Below are 16,163 nucleotides of genomic sequence, written 5' to 3' on the forward strand. Positions count from 1 at the left end.
CCTTGGCCTCGACAGACGTAGCGATCATCGGGCTGGCGTGCAGGTTCCCGGCCGCGGCCGGCCCCGGCGCGTTCTGGCGCCTGATCCGCGACGGGCGTGAGGCCACCCGGTTCGCCGGGGACGCGGGCGAATTCGATGCCGACTTCTTCAACCTGTCGCCGCGAGAGGCGAGCGCGATGGATCCGCGGCAACGACTGGCCCTGGAGCTGACCTGGGAGTTGTTCGAAGACGCCTTCCTGGTACCGGAAACACTGCGAGGAGAACCGGTGTCGGTCTTCCTCGGGGCGATGACGGACGACTACGCCGCACTGACGCTGCGCGATCTCGCCGACAACCTGGACCACCACACCTTCACCGGGATCAGCCGGGCGATGATCGCCAACCGCATCTCGTATGCCTTCGGGCTGCACGGACCCAGCATGACCGTCGATTCCGGCCAGTCGTCTTCTCTGGTGGCGGTGCACCTCGGCTGCGAAAGCGTGGCCACCGGCCAATCCGCGCTGGCCATCGCGGGCGGGGTCCACCTCAACCTGGCCGACGAAATCGGGATGCTGGAAAGCGAATTCGGCGCGGTCTCGGTGACGGGTCACACGTATGCGTTCGATCAGCGCGCCGACGGCTACGTGCGTGGTGAAGGCGGCGGACTGGTCCTGCTGAAGCCCTTGCCGTCGGCGCTGGACGACGGTGACCGCATCCACGCGGTCATTCGCGGCGGCGCCGTCGGCAACGCCGGGCGCGGCGCGACCGCCCAGACCGTGCCGTCGGCGCACGGCGAAGCGGACGTGATCCGGCGCGCGCTCGCCGATGCCGGCCTGTGTGGCGGCGACATCGACTACGTCGAGGCGCACGGCACGGGGACCAAGGTCGGCGACGCGATCGAAGTGCAGGCGCTGGGGGAGATCTTCGCCGAGCGCGCCCAGGATCCGGTGCGGGTGGGGTCGGTCAAGACCAACATCGGCCACGCCGGCGCCGCCGCGGGGATCGCGGGTCTGCTCAAGGCCGTACTGGCGATCGAACACGCCGCGATCCCGCCCAGCCTCAACTATGCCGAGCCCGAGGCTACCCTCAATCACGTTGGGCTACAGGTCAACTCCGCGCTGACACCGTGGCCGCCGGTGGATCGCCCGCGGCGGGCCGGGGTGTCCTCGTTCGGCATGGGCGGCACCAACGCGCACCTCATCGTCGAGCAGTTCGAGCAGCCCCACGCCCAGCCGGAATCACGGACCGCGGAATCGCCCGCGGATGCGGACGAGGCACTGCCGTGGGTGCTGTCGGGCCGCTCCGAACAGGCGCTGGCCAACCAGGCGCGGCGGTTGTCGGCCTACCTGGCCGACCGAGCCGATCTGAGCCCCCTCGACGTCGCCTGGTCGTTGGTCGGCACCCGGACGGTGTTCGAGCACCGCGCAGTGGTGGTGGGCGGCGATCATGCGGCGCTGGCAACGGGTTTGGCGGCCCTCGCGGCGGGCGAGTCCCGGCCGGGCGTGGCGGTGGGCCGGGCCGGGTCTTTGGGGCCGTTGGGCAAAACGGCCTTTGTATTCCCGGGTCAGGGGTCGCAGTGGTTGGGGATGGGGCGGCAACTGTATGACCGGTTCGACGTGTTCGCCCGCGCCTTCGACGAGGCCGCCGCTGCCGTCGACGCTCATCTGCGGGTGCCGCTGCGTGAGGTGATGTGGGGCGCGGACCCGGAGTTGTTGCGTAACACCGAGTTTGCCCAGCCGGCGTTGTTCGTGATCGGCATCGCGCTGACGGCGTTGTGGCAGTCCTTCGGTGTGACACCGGATGTGGTGATGGGGCACTCGGTCGGCGAGATCACCGCGGCGTGCGTGGCAGGGGTGCTGACGCTCGCGGATGCTTCGCTCATGGTGGTGGCGCGGGGACGGTTGATGGCCGGGCTGCCGGGCGGCGGCGTGATGGTGGCGGTCGGCGCCGCGGAGGCCGAGGTGGCCGGGTTGCTGAACGACGGGGTGAGCATCGCGGCGGTCAACGGCCCTGACGCGGTGGTGCTTTCGGGCGCGCAGGCACCGGTGGACGCGCTGGCGGATCGGCTGGCCCGGGAGGGCCGGCGCGTGCATCGGCTGGCGGTGTCGCACGCATTTCATTCACCGTTGATGCAGCCTATGGTGGCGGAGTTTTCCGCGGCGGTGGCCGGGATCGAGGTGGGGGAGCCGCGAATCGGGTTGGTGTCCAACGTGACCGGTCAGCCGGCGGGCGTCGGTTACGGTTCGCCGCAGTACTGGGCGGAGCATGTCGGCCGGCCGGTCCGGTTCTTCGAGGGCGTGCGGGCCGTTGAGGCGGCCGGCGCCCGTATCTTCGTGGAACTGGGTCCTGGTGCGGCCTTGACGGCGGCGGTGGACCAATCGCTGAGCGCCGAGCGGGCGGTCTCGGTGCCCAGCTTGGCCAAGGATTGGCCCGAGACGGAATCGCTGCTGGCCGCGGCCGGCCAATTGTTCACCCGCGGCCTCGACCCGAACTGGGCGGGTGTGTTCGCCGGGCTGAACGCCCGACGCGTCGAGTTGCCGACGTATGGCTTTGCGCGGCAGAGGTTTTGGCTGGGCGCCCAGGCTCCCGGCGCGACGGGGGCTCCGCCCGCGACGGCTCCTCGCACGCTCGACCTGGCGCACCGGCTGCTCGGACTGGCGCCCGACGACCAGCACCGCTTGCTGGTCGAGCTGGTCCGCGAACACGCGGCGGCGGTGTCGGGCCATCCGGACGGCCGCGCCATCGACCACGACCGCGCTTTCGGCGACCTCGGCTTCGACTCGATGATCGGGGTCGAGCTGCGCAACCGCCTCACCAGCCATACCGGCCTGGCTTTGTCGCGAACGCTGATCTTCGACTACCCGACGCCGGCCGCGCTGGCCGATCATCTTCGCCGGCAACTACTCCACGACGAGCCGGCGGAATCGGACGAGGAAAAGATTTGGTCGGCACTGCGCAAAATTCCGGTGCGCGAGCTTCGCAGAACGGGATTGCTCGAAAAACTTTTATTGCTCGCCGGCACGCCGGAAACGCCCGTCTCCGATGCCAATGCCGGCGCCGGCGACATCGACGCCTTGAGTCCCGATGCGTTAATCGCGATGGCGCTCAGCTCGGCGGACGAGGACTCGGAATGATGAATTCGCCGCTGGCGGAGATGATTACGAGTACGCGGAGACTATCTAATACGACATATGTTGAATACGTTGGATTTTTGCAACACCGAACCGTACCGCATAAACTTTCGTGTTTAAGGGGAGCGTTTCTGCTGGTTGGCAATCAAGAAGGTAGAGCATGAGCGTCATCGCGGGTGTTTTCGGCGCGTTGCCGCCACATCGGTATAGCCAGAGCGAAATCACCGACCAGCTCGTCGAGTTGCCGACGTTGAAGGAGCACGAAGAGGTCGTCCGGCGGCTGCACGCCGCCGCCAAGGTCAACAGCCGTCACTTCGTGCTGCCCCTCGAGCGCTACCACGACCTCACCGACTTCAGCGCGACCAACGAGATCTTCATCGACAAGGCCCTGGAGCTGGGCTGCGACGCGCTGCTGGGCGCGCTCGACGAGGCCGGGCTGCAACCGCAAGACATCGACATGATCGCCACGACGACCGTCACCGGCATTGCGGTGCCGTCGCTCGACGCCCGGCTGGTGGGCCGGCTGGGCCTGCGCCCGGACGTGCGCCGGATACCGATGTTCGGGCTGGGCTGCGCCGCCGGGGCCGGGGGCGTGGGCCGGCTGCACGACTACCTGCGCGGTGCGCCGGACGGCGTCGCCGCCCTGGTGTCGGTCGAGCTGTGTTCGCTCACCTTCCCGACGGTCAGGCCGACCGTGTCGGGACTGGTCGGCACCGCGATGTTCGGCGACGGCGCCGCGGCCGTCGTCGCGGTCGGCGACCGTCGCGCGGAGCAGCTGAATTCCGCCGGACCCGACATCCTGGCTTCGCGCAGCCGTCAGTACCCCGAATCGCTGCACATTATGGGCTGGAACATCGGCTCGGACGGCATGCAGCTGGCGATGTCCCCGGAACTGCCGAAGGTGATCGACCGCTACCTGGCCGACGACGTGAACAGCTTCCTCGCCGCACACCGGCTGACCAAGGAAGACATCGGCGCCTGGGTTACCCACCCCGGCGGCCCCAAGGTCATCAACACGATCGCCACCAGCCTCGAACTGCCGCCGGAGGCGCAGGAACTGACGTGGCGCTCGCTCGGGGAAGTCGCCAACCTGTCGTCGGCGTCGGTGCTGCACATCCTGCGCGACACCATCGCCAAACCGCCGCCCGGCGGCAGCCCCGGGCTGATGCTCGCGATGGGTCCCGGCTTCGGCTCCGAACTGGTGTTGCTGCGCTGGCACTGAGCGCTTGGCCGCGTCGCGCCGGCCCGTCGCGCCCACCTCACTCGAGCAGCTCGGAGAGCTCCAGCCAGCGGCTCTCCGTCGCGGCCACCTCGTCTTCGAGCGCATGCAATTCCTGGGTGAGGCGGGTAACGCCGACGTGGTCGGACTGGTCGTGCGCGGCGAGTTCGTTGTGCTTGTCCTCGATCCGGTCCGCCAGCCGCGCGAGCTGGCGATCGACCGAGGCCACCTCTTTCTCCGCGGCGCGGCGTTGCGCGCCGGACATCGCCTGGGGGGCGGGCTCGGACGGCCGCGTCGGTCCGGTGGCCGCCTCGCCGGTCCGCTGCTCGGCCAGTCGCAGGTATTCGTCGACACCGCCGGGCAGGTGTCGCAACCGGCCGTCGAGCACCGCGTACTGCTGATCGGTGACCCGCTCCAACAGGTAGCGGTCGTGCGACACGACGATCAGCGTGCCCGCCCACGAGTCGAGCAGGTCCTCCATCGCGGCCAGGGTGTCGGTGTCGACGTCGTTGGTCGGCTCGTCGAGCAGCAACACGTTGGGCTCGGACAACAGCGTGAGCATCAGCTGCAGCCGCCGCCGCTCCCCGCCGGAGAGATCCTCGACGCGGCCGGACAGCTGGCCGCGGCCGAACCCGAGCCGCTCCAGCAGCTGCGCCGGGGTGACCTCGCGGCCGTCGACCTGATAGCCCCCCTGCAGCCTGCCCAGCACGTCGGCGATCCGGTCGCCGCCGACCGCGGCCAGGGCGTCGCCCTGCTGATCGAGCACGGCCAGCCGCACGGTTTTGCCGCGCTTGACCCGTCCCGCGTCCGGCGTGATGGTGCCATCGATCAGCCCCAGCAGCGTCGACTTGCCGGCGCCGTTGGCCCCGACGATGCCGGTGCGCTCGCCGGGGGCGATCCGCCATTCGATGTCACGCAGCACCGGGCGTCCGTCGAACGAGACCGACACGTCGAGCAGGTCGACCACGTCCTTGCCCAGCCGCGCGGTGGCCAGCTTGGCCAGCTCGACGGTGTTGCGCAGCGGCGGCACGTCGGCGATCAGCTGGTTGGCCGCCTCGATCCGGAACTTGGGCTTGGACGTCCGCGCCGGCGCCCCGCGGCGCAGCCACGCCAGCTCCTTGCGCATCAGGTTTTGCCGCTTGGCCTCGGCGACGGCGGCCATCCGGTCCCGTTCGACGCGTTGCAGGACGTAGGCCGCGTACCCGCCGTCGAACGGTTCGACGATCCCGTCGTGCACCTCCCACGTGGTGGTGGCGACCTCGTCGAGAAACCAGCGGTCGTGGGTCACCAGCAGCAGTCCGCCGGTGTTGCGCGCCCAGCGTTGGCGCAAGTGGCTTGCCAGCCAGGTGATGCCCTCGATGTCCAGATGGTTGGTGGGCTCGTCGAGTGCGATGACATCCCATTCGCCCACCAGCAACCTGGCCAGCTGCACCCGGCGGCGCTGGCCGCCGGAGAGCGTGGCAACCGTTGCCTCCCAAGCGATGTCGGAGACCAGCCCGGCGACCACATCGCGGACCCGCGCGTCACCGGCCCACTGGTGTTCGGCCGCCTCGCCGACGAGCGTGTAGCCCACGCTGTGTTCCGGGTCCAGGGTGTCGGCCTGGCTCAGCGCGCCGACCCGCAGCCCGCTGCGCCGGGTGACCCGGCCGGAGTCGGGCCGCTGCTGGCCGGTCAGCAGCCGCAGCAGGCTGGATTTGCCGTCGCCGTTTCGCCCGACGATGCCGATGCGGGCGCCGTCGTTGACCCCGAGCGTGATCGATTCAAAGACCACCCGAGTCGGATACTCGAGGTGTACGGCCTCAGCTCCAAGTAGGTGCGCCACTGGGCCGACCCTACTGTCGCCGCTAGCCCAGGGTCAGCAGAGCCTGGTCCACTTGGCTTTGGGTTTCCGACGACGCCTTGCTGGCCACGGCGTCCAGGAAGCGGCTGGCGACGTCGCGCAGCTTGAGGTTCGTCTCCTGGGAACGCCACACCAGAATGTCGAAGGCATGCTCGGCCGAGATGCCGTAGGCGGTCATCAGCACGCCCTTGGCCTGCTCGATGCGTGCCCTGGCTTCGGCCACCGCCGAGAGCACGTTGGTGATGTCGGAGTGCAGTGAATCGGTGACGTCGACGTAGAACCCGGACGTGCCGGCCAACGCCCCGCTGGCGTCGAGCATGCGATCGCCGGCGACGACGACGCAGCGGGTGCGCCCGGCGGTGTCGATGATGCGGTGCCGGCTGCTGAACGGCTTGCCCTTCATCACCCGGTCCAGCACGGCGGCCACCCGCTCGCGGTCATCGGGATGCTTGTGTTGCAGCAGCAGTTCCGTGGTGGGCTCCACCTGGCCCGGCTTGTAGCCGTGCATGCGCGCCACCGCATCCGACCACTCCCAGCGATGGCCGTCGAGGTGGAACCAGAACCGGCCGACGCGCTGTGGCTCACCGAGACCCAGCACCAGGTCGACCGCGCTCAGCTCGCCACCCTCGACGACGTCAGACACCAGCGCCTCAGGGCGCTCAACAGTTTCGTCGTTGAAGTTCACTGCCATCGCGCGTGTCCTTAACCCTTCCGTGCATCCTTGCAATATCGATTCCCCTTTTTGCCCGCGTCCATACCTCGCCCTGTGGCGGACGGACGGTGCCTGCCGTCAGGTCATCCGATAACGCTCGGCGTCTTCGTATTTGAACTCCAGGCCGAACCCCGGCCGGTGTTGATCGGGCCGCAATGCGCCGCCATCGGGCGGCAGTGCGCCGTCGAAGAGCATGTGTTCGATGCGGTGGTGGTCGTGGAAGTACTCCAGATGCCGCAGGTTCGGGATGGTGGTGGCGACGTGGGCGTGCAGGTTGGGAGCGCAGTGTCCCGAGACGTCCACGTTGTAGGAGGCGGCGACGGCCGCGGCGCGCACCCAGTCGGTGATGCCCCCGCAACGAGTGACGTCGATCTGCAGGCAGTCGACCGCGTCGGCGGCGAGCATGCGGTTGAAGTACGCGAGGTCGTAGCCGTACTCGCCGGCGGTGACGTCTGGGGTCACCTGGTCGCGCACCTCCCGCAGCCCGTCCAGATCGTCGGAGGACACGGGTTCCTCGAACCAGGTGACGCCGTGGTCGGCCATCGCGTGGGCCACCCGGATCGCCTGCTTGCGGTCGTAGCCGCCGTTGGCGTCGACGTATAGTTCGACGTCCGGGCCGATCACTTTGCGCGTCAGGGCAATCCGATCCAGATCGCGGCTCACGTCGGAGCCCCACGACTCACCGATCTTGATCTTCACCCGTGGGATCTTCCACTCGTGGACCCAGCGTTCGAGCTGGGCGCGGGTGGTGCGCTCGTCGTAGGTGGTGAAGCCGCCGCTGCCGTAGATCGGCACTTCCGCGCGCGCCATGCCGAGCAGCCGGCATACCGGCAGCTCCAGCAGCTTGCTCTTGAGATCCCACAGCGCGGTGTCGACCGCAGAGATCGCGCAGGAGGCCAGGCCTGGCCGCCCGTTGTTGCGCATCGCCGCGACCATCGACGCCCACCGTGCCGGGATGTCCACGGCACTGTGGCCGGTGAGCGCGTCGGCGAGCTTGCCGTCGATCAGCTTGGCGCACGCCCCGTCGGCGTAGGTGTAGCCGATCCCGCGTCTGCCGGCGGCCGTAACCTCGGCCAGCACCAGCGTGGTCGACGTCCAGGACAGGGTGCCATCGGCTTCCGGTGCGTCGGTGGGGATTTCGTAGATCTGCGCGGTGACCTCCTCGATCCGCGCTTCGGGCGTCATCGTGCCCACCGGCGGCGCGCCCGGGCCGCGAGCCAGGCGCCCACCCCGGCGGCGCTCAGCGCGCCGGTGCCGCTGACGACGGGATGTTGCGACGTCCACAGTTGCGGGCTGTGCGCGTGCGACCGGTCGTCGAACTGGCCGCGTGGGCCGTGGTCGGTGCCCGGCTCGGAGTCCAGCGGCTGCCAGAGGTTGTTGGGCCGGTCGCGGCTGACGTGTTCGGAGGTCTGTTGGGAGTCGTATCCGGTGCGGCCCAGGTAACGGTCCAGCAGCGGCGCGACGAACTTCTGGCCCAGCAGGGTCACCATGGTGGAATCGCCGACCCAGAATTGTTTTCGCCCTGGATGATCGGCGGCGTAGAGGACGCCGCGGGCGGCGACCTCGGGCTGGTAGATCGGCGGTACCGGCTGGGGATGGCGGGGCAGCCGGGACAGTACCCAGGAGAATTGCGGGGTGTTCACCGCCGGCATCTGCACGACGGTGATCCGCACCTTCGAGCCCTCGTGAATCAGCTCGCAGCGCACCGATTCGGTGAACCCGTTGATCGCGTGCTTGGCGCCGCAATAGGCCGACTGCAGCGGGATCGATCGCTGGCTGAGCGCCGAACCCACCTGCACGATAGTGCCCCGGTTGCGGGGGCGCATCTTGGCCAGCGCCGCCATGGTGCCGTGCACGTACCCGAGGTAGGACACTTCGGTCACGCGTTTGAACTCCCCGGCGCTGATCTCGGTGAACGGCGCGAACACCGACGTGAACGCGACGTTGACCCAGACGTCGATGGGACCGAATGCGGCCTCGGCCTCGTCGGCGGCGGCGACGACGGCCGAGTGGTCGGCCACGTCGGTCGGGATGGCCAGTGCCTTGCCGCCGCTGGCCTCGACGTCACGCGCGGCCCCGTCGAGTCCGGCGGCGCCGCGGGCGAGCAGGACGACGTTGGCGCCGCGCCGGCCGAACTGCTGGGCGGTGGCGCGGCCGATGCCCGCGCTGGCTCCGGTGATCACCACGGTCTGTGTCATCGCAGAACTGCCTCTCGCTCGGTCGGAGTGGTCATTCATGGTGGGCGTCGTCGTCGGTGAGGGTGGCCGTACATTCGAGCATCAGCGCGTGCGCGAACGCCTGGGGCAGGTTGCCGCGAAGTTGACGCTGCCGCACGTCGTACTCCTCGCAGAACAGCCCCGGCGGCCCGCACGCCGCGCGGTTGCGTTCGAACCAGCGCATCGCGCAATGCCCATGGCCCAGTTGGTCTTCGGCCAGCGCCATCATGAACCCGCAGAGCAGGAAGGCGCCCTCGGCGTCACCGAGGTCGCGCTCGTCGTGCCGGAAGCGGTAGACGAACCCGTCGTCGGTGAGCTCCCGGCGAACGGCGTCCAGGGTCGCCCGGGTGCGCGGGTCGTCGCCGGGCACCGCGCCGCGCACCGGAGGCAGCAGCAGCGACGCGTCCACCCCCGTCAGCCGCGGGCTGCGCTGCCAATAGCCGTGCGGGTGCAGGCTGCTCGACGCCGTGTCCGCCAGGATCGCATCGGCCAGCGATGCGCACGCCGCCACCTCCGGACCCGCGCCGGCCACCTTGGCGATGGCGCGCAATCCGGCCACGCAGGCCAGCCGGGACTGCGACCAGTGCTCGTCGTCCACCTCCCAGACCCCGGCATCCGGTTCGCGCCAACGCTTTTCGATGGCCCTGATGGCCGTCTGCGCGGCGCGCCACCCGTCGGCGTCCAGCCGGTCCACGGCGCCCGCCTTGGCCAGCAGCTGCAGCGCCTCGCCGAACACGTCGAGCTGGAATTGCTGGTTGACCCAGTTGCCGATCTTGTCGGCGCCGCCGGGATAGCCCGGCAGGTCGAGCCCTTCTTCGCTGGGCACCGCGCCGCCGGTGACCGTGTAGGCGGGCTTGAGGTTCGGGCCGTCCTCGAGCAGCCGGGCGCCGACGAATTCGACCGCACGGTCCAGCAATTCGGTCGTGCCGACCGCGGCGGCCGCCATGCCGGCGTACACCTGGTCACGGATCCAGGCGTAGCGGTAGTCGTAGTTCTGATTGGTGTGTGCGCGCTCGGGCAGGCTCATCGTCGCGGCGGCCACCATGCCGCCGCCGCTGCTGGTCAGGCCGCGCAGCACCGCGTAGGAGTGGCTTCCGTCGCGGGGGGCGATGGTGCACTCCAGCCGGGGCACGCTGCGCTGCCAGGCGGCCGCGGTGGCGTCCCAGGCCAGGTCGGGATCGGGGGGCTGGTCGGGCAGCGCGCGTTCGGACAGCTCCAGCACGAGGTCGTGCTGGCGGCCCTCCTCGAGGGTGATCTCACAGGTGAGCATTTCGCCGTTGTCGTGCGCGGCTTTGCGGGTGTGCACGTCGCAGCCGGCCAGCCAGCGCCAGCGCAACCGGCCGGACCGGCCGCTCCACACGCCGCCGTCGGAGGCCGGCTGGCCGAGGCCGTGCCGACCGAACGCCGCGCCCGGGGCCAGCAGCACCCGCACGCGCGCCGTCCCGCGGCACACCGTGAGCCGCCGCAGCAGTACCACCCGGTCCGGATCCCCCGGAAACGCCAGCGCTTCACGGCATTCCACGGTGCTGTCGCGGGTGATCCACCGGTTGCGCCAGATCAGGCTGCCCGGTTCGTAATAGCCGCCCCACACGTGCCGGACGTCGACCGGGGTGATCGCGTAAATACCGCCGCCGCCAATGAGATTGGAGAAGACGGCGTCGGAGTCCCAGTGCGGCGCGCACATCCACGCGACGTCGCCCTGCGGCCCGACCAGCGCGCCCCGCTCGCCGTCGGCGAGCAGCGCGTACTCGCGCAGCACCCGCGGCGCGAACGTCGTCTGAACGTCGATCGTCTGGTCAGCCACGGGCTCCCGCCTCCGACCTCCGTCCGGCGGTGGTATCGATCTCCCCGCCGGCCAGTCGCTCGGCGAGCCGCGAGGCCAGCGCCATGATGGTCAGCGCGGGATTCGCCGAGCCCTGTGTCGGGCACACCGAGCCGTCGGCGAGAAACAGGTTCGGCACGCCCCAGACGCGTTGATCGGAGTCGACGACGGAATTCTGCGGGCTGGTGCCCATCCGGGCGCCGCCGATCAGGTGGGCGAAACGCTCGATGGTGAGCACGTCCTGGGCGTCGGCGGCATGCAGGATGTCGCCGATCACCTTGGTGGAGTAGGCCATGTTGGCCTTATCGTTGTCGCAGAGGGTGTAGTCGAACCGGGCCACCGGAATGCCGTACGGATCCTTCTCGTCGGCCAGCGTCACCCGATTGTCCGGCAGCGGCAGCAGCTCGTTGAGCACGCCGACGGTCGCCCAGTGGTTGTAGTCGCGCATGTACTCCCGCATGGCGCGTCCCCAATGCCCTTCGGCGAGCACGTGTTCGGCCCAGCCGATGGGCATCGGCGACACCGTCTGGATGGCGAAGCCGCGGGCGAATCCACGCGAGAGGTCGGTCTCGTAGAACTGTTCGGAGGTCACCTCCGGGGGCGGTGCCTTGTACATCCGGACCTCCTCGGACCACCGGCCCGCGGACTGGGTGGCGCCCTGCACCATCACATAACGCCCGACCTGATCGTCGTTGTTGCCCAACCCGTTCGGGAAGCGGTCGCTGGCCGAGTTCAGCAGCAGCCTCGGCGTCTCGATCGAATACCCGGCAATGGCAACGACTTTGGCGCGTTGCCGCCGCTCCTTGCCGCCAATCTCGTCGTAGTAGACCACGCCCCGAGCCGTGCCGCTCTCGTCGAGCTCGACGCGGGAGGCCATGCAGTTGGCGCGGATCTCCACGGCGTGGGCCAGCGCGTCGGGGAGGTGCGTGACGTAGGGGCTGGCCTTGGCGTTGACCTTGCAGCCCTGCAGGCAGTAGCCGCGGTAGATGCAGTGCGGCCGGTTCCCGAACGTTCCGTTGACGATGCCGACCGGCCCCACCCGCATCTCGATGCCGAGCTTGAGCGCGCCCCGCCAGATCTTGGCGGCAGCACCCGAAATAGGGTGCGGTGCAAAGGGATAGCGGTGCGGATCGCCCCACGGCCAGTTCTGGCCGGCCACCGGCAGCTCGAGCTCGACCTGCTCGTAGTGGCGGCGGATGTCCTGGTAACGGATGGGCCAGTCCGCCCCGACCCCGTCCCGCGTGTAGGTCTCGAAGTCGCTGGGGTGGAAGCGCGGGGTGTATCCGGCATAGTGCACCATGGAACCGCCCACGCCACGCCCGGAGTTGTTCTTACCCAGCTCGATCGGGTCGTCGCCGCCGATGATGCGTTTCTGCGTCCAATACAGCGCATGGGAGCCGGCCTCGTCGGACACCCAGTCCTCGTCGGGGTGCCAGAACGGGCCGGCCTCGAGGATCACGACCCGCCAGCCCCGCCGGGCCAGACGCTGCGCCAGCACCGAGCCGCCGGCACCGGCGCCCACCACAACCAGATCGACCTCGTCGTCGTCGGCGTACCGGCGCATGGTCTTCTCGCCGGGCAGGTCGCGCGTGTGCACGTCGAGCAGGAATCGCGAATCGTTGTTCTTCGGTTCGACCGCGCCCTTGAACAGGCCCCGCAAGAAGTCGCCCATCACAACTCCCCGTTGTTCACGATTTGCACCGGATCCTCGTCGGTGGCGCCGCGGGTCTCGTACGGTTCGCGCGCGGCGGCCGGTCCGGTGGCACCACCGAGGCGCATGAAACCACGCGGGTAGGCCGGGCCGCCGAACCCGATCTCGTTCCACGCCCACGGGTGGGAGTAGAAGCCCGACAACGTCATTCGCATGCACACCGACCACGCCCGCTTGACGTTCAGGCTCTCCCACGCCCCGCCCTGCAGGTCTGCCTGCGAGAACTTATCGATGATCGCCTCGCGGGTGGTGATATCGGCGTCGGCGAATGAGGCTGCGCCGTAGTGGGTCGACGCCGCCTCGTCGAGCCCGCGCAGCACCAGCCGCCAGGTGTCACGGTCATCGGGCATGTCGGCGTACTGGTAGCCGTCGAGGCGCCCGTCGGTGAGCTTGGAGTCGACCGACTCGGCCACGGGAACCCGCGGTTCGACGTCTTGCGCCAGCACCGTGTCGCAGAACGCGCGCAGGCACGGCTCCTCTTCGGGCGTGAAAAACCTTAGGGGACAGGGCGGTTCGAGCCGGGCCAGCACCACCTTCCGGGTGGCCTCGTCCCACGTGTCGGCGGTTTCCAGCACGTCGTAATCGGGATAGCGCCCGATCATCTGCGGCGTGACACCGCGGCGTTGCTTGGGCAGCCAGGACGGGTGCGGCGGCTTGCCGTCGGGACGCAGGTTGGGCAGGTGGTCGGGGCGTGAGGTGTCGGCCATCTCGAAAATCCCAGCGCCCTAACCGCGGAACCGTTCGCGGCGCAGTATCGACGCCAGCAACCCCATCCCGCCGACCATGCACATCAATCCCGGCGCCGCGATCGGCGGCCCCATCGGCACGTTGTACGACGCGTTCTTCCACCCGCCCGGCTTGCGCGCGACGCCGCGGGCGTGCAGGTATTCGCCCATCAGTCCATTGGCCGTATAGATGCCCGCGGTGATGGGCAGCCAGAGCTTGGCCCAGCGCTTTGAGAACACCCCACCGATTCCGGCGACGACCACCGGCGGGGTCACCACGATCGGGCTCCACATCCATTTGTTGCCGAAGCTGGCTTTGTAGTGCTCGAAGTAGATTTCGGCCGTCGTGACCAGAGCCGCCACGGCGGTCAGCCCGGACAGCGAGCGTTCGAATCGGCCGTGCGCGACCTCGTACAGCGCTCGCCCGGCCAGATGTTGGACCTCACCGAGTCCGTCGCTGCCGGCGGTGCGGTCTTTCAACCCTCCGCCGTTGCCCAGCAACAACATGTGCATCCCTTCCCGTCGCGCCCGTACCCGGCCGGTGATTACCGGCCGGGTGTGGCGTGGTTGATGAACTGGTTGGCCGCCCTGGGCGCGCCGAAGGCAACGAATGTCCGAATGAATGCGCCGCCGATGCCCGCGTCGCCGAGCGAATCCGCCGACGTCGTGCCCATGGGCCACCTCGCCTTCGCGTTGGAAAGAACACGATCCGGCAGGCTTCGGCACCCGACACTGCCCGTGCAGTGACGGTCGCCGAAGCCCGCCCAGAAAACTGGAAGCGCCCAGCTGTGTCTTTCAACCGAGAAGGCCCCGACAACGCGTCGCGACCGAAGCGCAACCGCTGTGTACCCGGCGTTCTGCTGCGCAAACGGCGCCGCGGCCGGTTCTCAGCGTGCTTTCAGGAGCGCAGGCGGCCAGCCGGTTTGAGGCGCGCCGGAGCGTCAATCCTGCAGCGAGGACGGGAACACACTGATGGTGCAGACGACGAGAAATGACCCGCTCGAGTCCAGCGAGCACCTGCATGCCGTGGCGCAGGCGGTGCTCGCCGGGCAGCGGGCGGAGCAGGCGCGACAAGCGGCCGGGGTGGCGAGGCGGCTTGCGGCGGACAGCGTGCAGGCCGCGGTCGAAAGTTTGGGGTTATCGGCAGTCAGTCAGGATCGAACCGCGCAGGCCTTCGAGGACTCGGCTGACCGCGGCGGACGTCGAAGCGCGTTTTTGCGGGCCCATGCGGCTGAGCACCGCAGGTTCGCGGAGGAGGACCGCCGGATGGCGCAGGAGTTGCGACGACGCGGCCGGAACTGGCTCGCCGCTCAGGCGCGCCTCGATCGCTGGACGTCCGAATCTTGAGAGGCGCCGCTTACGCTCGTGGCCTGCGTAAATTCCTGCCACGGAACCGGATTGGTCTGCGCTGACGTGGGTACAAGGCGATCATGAACAAGACTGTGCGCATCGCAGCATCAGCGGTCGCCTTGACCGCTGGGTTAGGGCTCGCCGGGTCTGGGGCGGCCGCAATCGCCCACGCCCATCCCGCGCCGTTGCCGGAGTACCACTGGTGCCCCGGCCAGTGGTGGGATCCGGGCTGGGGCGGTAACTGGGACGCGGGTCGCTGCCACGACGACCACTGGTACGACGGTGAAGCCCGCGACCAGGGTCACTGGCACAACGGCCCGTGGGATCAAAACTGGCACTGATGCCGTGTAGAGCGGTGACCACGCAGCGGATCACGTTGCGCGGGAAGATATTCCGCGCAACCGCTTGAGCACGAGTCGTCCCACCTGCATCGAGATGGTCGGCGAGAGGCGCTCCAGGTACCACAGCGCCTTCCACCAGGCCGGCACGATGATGATCGCTTTGTTTCGCAGCACGGCACGAAGCACGAGGGCGGCGAATTTGTCGGGCGCCATCGGCCGCGCCGGTTCCCAGGATCTGAGTATCTCCTCGTCGCTGGCCCCGATGTTCAGGCGGCCGTACCTGCCGCCGGTGAGGATCGGGGTCCGGATCGCGCCGGGACACAGCACCGACACCTTCACATTGTGACGTTCGGCCTCCAGCCGCAACGCCTTGGACAGCGCGACGACGGCGTGCTTGGAGGCGGTGTAGCTGACGGTGCCGGGACCGGCCAGCAGACCCGCCATCGACGCCGTGTTCACGATGTGGCCCGAGCGCTGCCGGATCATGATCGGATACACCGCCTGGACGCCGTGCACCACCCCGTGCAGGTTCACCGCCAGGACGTCGTTCCAGTCGTCGAGGGTGTAGGAGTCGACCTCGCCGCCGACCCCGATGCCGGCGTTGTTGAACAGGTAATCGATTCGCCCGGATGTCCGCGCCGCCTCGGCGACCGCGCCCTCGAACGCGGGATAGTCGCGGACGTCAAGTTCGATCGCGTGCGCCTTCGTGCCGCCGCTGCTGAGGCGTTGCGCCAGCTCCTGCGCCGCGGCCAGTTGGCGATCGGCGAGCCAGACCTCCGCGCCGCCCTCGACCAACGTGGTGGCCAGCGCGGCGCCGATGCCCGAAGCGCCACCGGTGATGAATGCGACCTTGCCCGACAAGCTCGACGTCATGAGGGAAGGATAGGCGCCGTCTGCGCTGCTAGGGCCGTTCATCCGGAGTCTGCGGCGTCGCTGGATCGGGTGCGAGAAGGCCGGGCGTGCGAAGGCGCGACCGACAGCTACCCGATGGCGCGGGACGCCGTCGAAGAAACCTCCTCGAAACGGCGCTGCGGCGCGACTTCAAATCGGAAGCGCATAGCCGCCACATTGTGGGACTAATGTCGGGTGATATGGCTGACTGCACAGGATTTTAAGG

Annotated in this window: 14 protein-coding genes; 4 read left to right on the plus strand and 10 right to left on the minus strand. The window is 69.1% G+C overall.

Annotation, left to right across the window (positions count from 1 at the left end; all coding sequences use genetic code 11):
- Positions 1-2: 2 nt before the first annotated feature.
- Together A5708_RS07765 and A5708_RS07770 are read left to right on the plus strand one after the other, a co-directional pair.
- Positions 3-3,113 carry a type I polyketide synthase gene (locus A5708_RS07765; protein ID WP_065028072.1) on the plus strand — a complete coding sequence of 1,037 codons (3,111 nt, stop codon included), beginning with the start codon at positions 3-5 and terminating at the stop codon, positions 3,111-3,113.
- A 157-nt stretch (positions 3,114-3,270) separates the two neighbouring features.
- On the plus strand, positions 3,271-4,332 hold the full coding sequence (locus A5708_RS07770; protein WP_065028063.1) for a type III polyketide synthase: 1,062 nt from the start codon (positions 3,271-3,273) through the stop codon (positions 4,330-4,332).
- A 37-nt stretch (positions 4,333-4,369) separates the two neighbouring features.
- On the opposite strand, the gene A5708_RS07775 is transcribed toward A5708_RS07770, so the two are convergent.
- The 9 genes from A5708_RS07775 to A5708_RS27765 form a co-directional block, all read right to left on the minus strand.
- Entirely contained in the window at positions 4,370-6,151 is a 1,782-nt protein-coding gene (locus tag A5708_RS07775; RefSeq protein WP_065028064.1) for an ABC-F family ATP-binding cassette domain-containing protein, read from the minus strand.
- A 22-nt stretch (positions 6,152-6,173) separates the two neighbouring features.
- A complete protein-coding gene (locus A5708_RS07780) occupies positions 6,174-6,860 on the minus strand; it encodes a PAS and ANTAR domain-containing protein (protein ID WP_065028065.1) in 687 nt (228 codons plus the stop codon).
- Positions 6,861-6,959: 99 nt separating this feature from the next.
- Positions 6,960-8,075: an enolase C-terminal domain-like protein gene (locus A5708_RS07785; protein WP_419538312.1), complete on the minus strand. Its 1,116-nt coding sequence runs from the start codon at positions 8,073-8,075 to the stop codon at positions 6,960-6,962.
- The gene (locus A5708_RS07790; RefSeq protein WP_065028066.1) at positions 8,063-9,079 is read right to left on the minus strand and encodes an SDR family oxidoreductase; all 1,017 of its coding nucleotides are present in this window, start codon (positions 9,077-9,079) and stop codon (positions 8,063-8,065) included. Before A5708_RS07790 ends, A5708_RS07785 begins: the two co-directional genes overlap by 13 nt.
- Positions 9,080-9,110: 31 nt before the next feature.
- A complete protein-coding gene (locus tag A5708_RS07795; RefSeq protein ID WP_065028067.1) occupies positions 9,111-10,901 on the minus strand; it encodes a glycoside hydrolase family 15 protein in 1,791 nt (596 codons plus the stop codon).
- Positions 10,894-12,591, minus strand: a complete 1,698-nt coding sequence (locus A5708_RS07800) for a GMC family oxidoreductase (protein ID WP_065028068.1) — start codon at positions 12,589-12,591, stop codon at positions 10,894-10,896. The genes A5708_RS07795 and A5708_RS07800 overlap by 8 nt, the downstream gene beginning before the upstream one ends.
- Entirely contained in the window at positions 12,591-13,337 is a 747-nt protein-coding gene (locus A5708_RS07805) for a gluconate 2-dehydrogenase subunit 3 family protein (protein WP_065028069.1), read from the minus strand. Before A5708_RS07805 ends, A5708_RS07800 begins: the two co-directional genes overlap by 1 nt.
- Positions 13,338-13,355: 18 nt before the next feature.
- A complete protein-coding gene (locus tag A5708_RS07810) occupies positions 13,356-13,862 on the minus strand; it encodes a hypothetical protein (RefSeq protein ID WP_065028074.1) in 507 nt (168 codons plus the stop codon).
- Positions 13,863-13,900: 38 nt separating this feature from the next.
- Positions 13,901-14,029: a hypothetical protein gene (locus A5708_RS27765; RefSeq protein WP_269199379.1), complete on the minus strand. Its 129-nt coding sequence runs from the start codon at positions 14,027-14,029 to the stop codon at positions 13,901-13,903.
- Between the two features lie 298 nt (positions 14,030-14,327).
- On the opposite strand from A5708_RS27765, the gene A5708_RS07815 reads away from it, so the two are divergent.
- Both A5708_RS07815 and A5708_RS26040 read left to right on the plus strand, forming a co-directional pair.
- Positions 14,328-14,702 carry a hypothetical protein gene (locus A5708_RS07815; RefSeq protein ID WP_065028070.1) on the plus strand — a complete coding sequence of 125 codons (375 nt, stop codon included), beginning with the start codon at positions 14,328-14,330 and terminating at the stop codon, positions 14,700-14,702.
- Between the two features lie 83 nt (positions 14,703-14,785).
- Entirely contained in the window at positions 14,786-15,046 is a 261-nt protein-coding gene (locus tag A5708_RS26040) for a hypothetical protein (protein ID WP_081292856.1), read from the plus strand.
- Positions 15,047-15,076: 30 nt separating this feature from the next.
- Here the strand turns inward: A5708_RS26040 and A5708_RS07820 are convergent, their stop codons facing one another.
- Positions 15,077-15,919, minus strand: coding sequence for an SDR family NAD(P)-dependent oxidoreductase (locus tag A5708_RS07820; RefSeq protein ID WP_065028071.1), 843 nt, complete (start codon positions 15,917-15,919; stop codon positions 15,077-15,079).
- Positions 15,920-16,163: the final 244 nt, after the last annotated feature.

Source organism: Mycobacterium colombiense (assembly GCF_001672755.1).
GTDB classification, from domain to species: Bacteria; Actinomycetota; Actinomycetes; order Mycobacteriales; family Mycobacteriaceae; genus Mycobacterium; species Mycobacterium colombiense_C.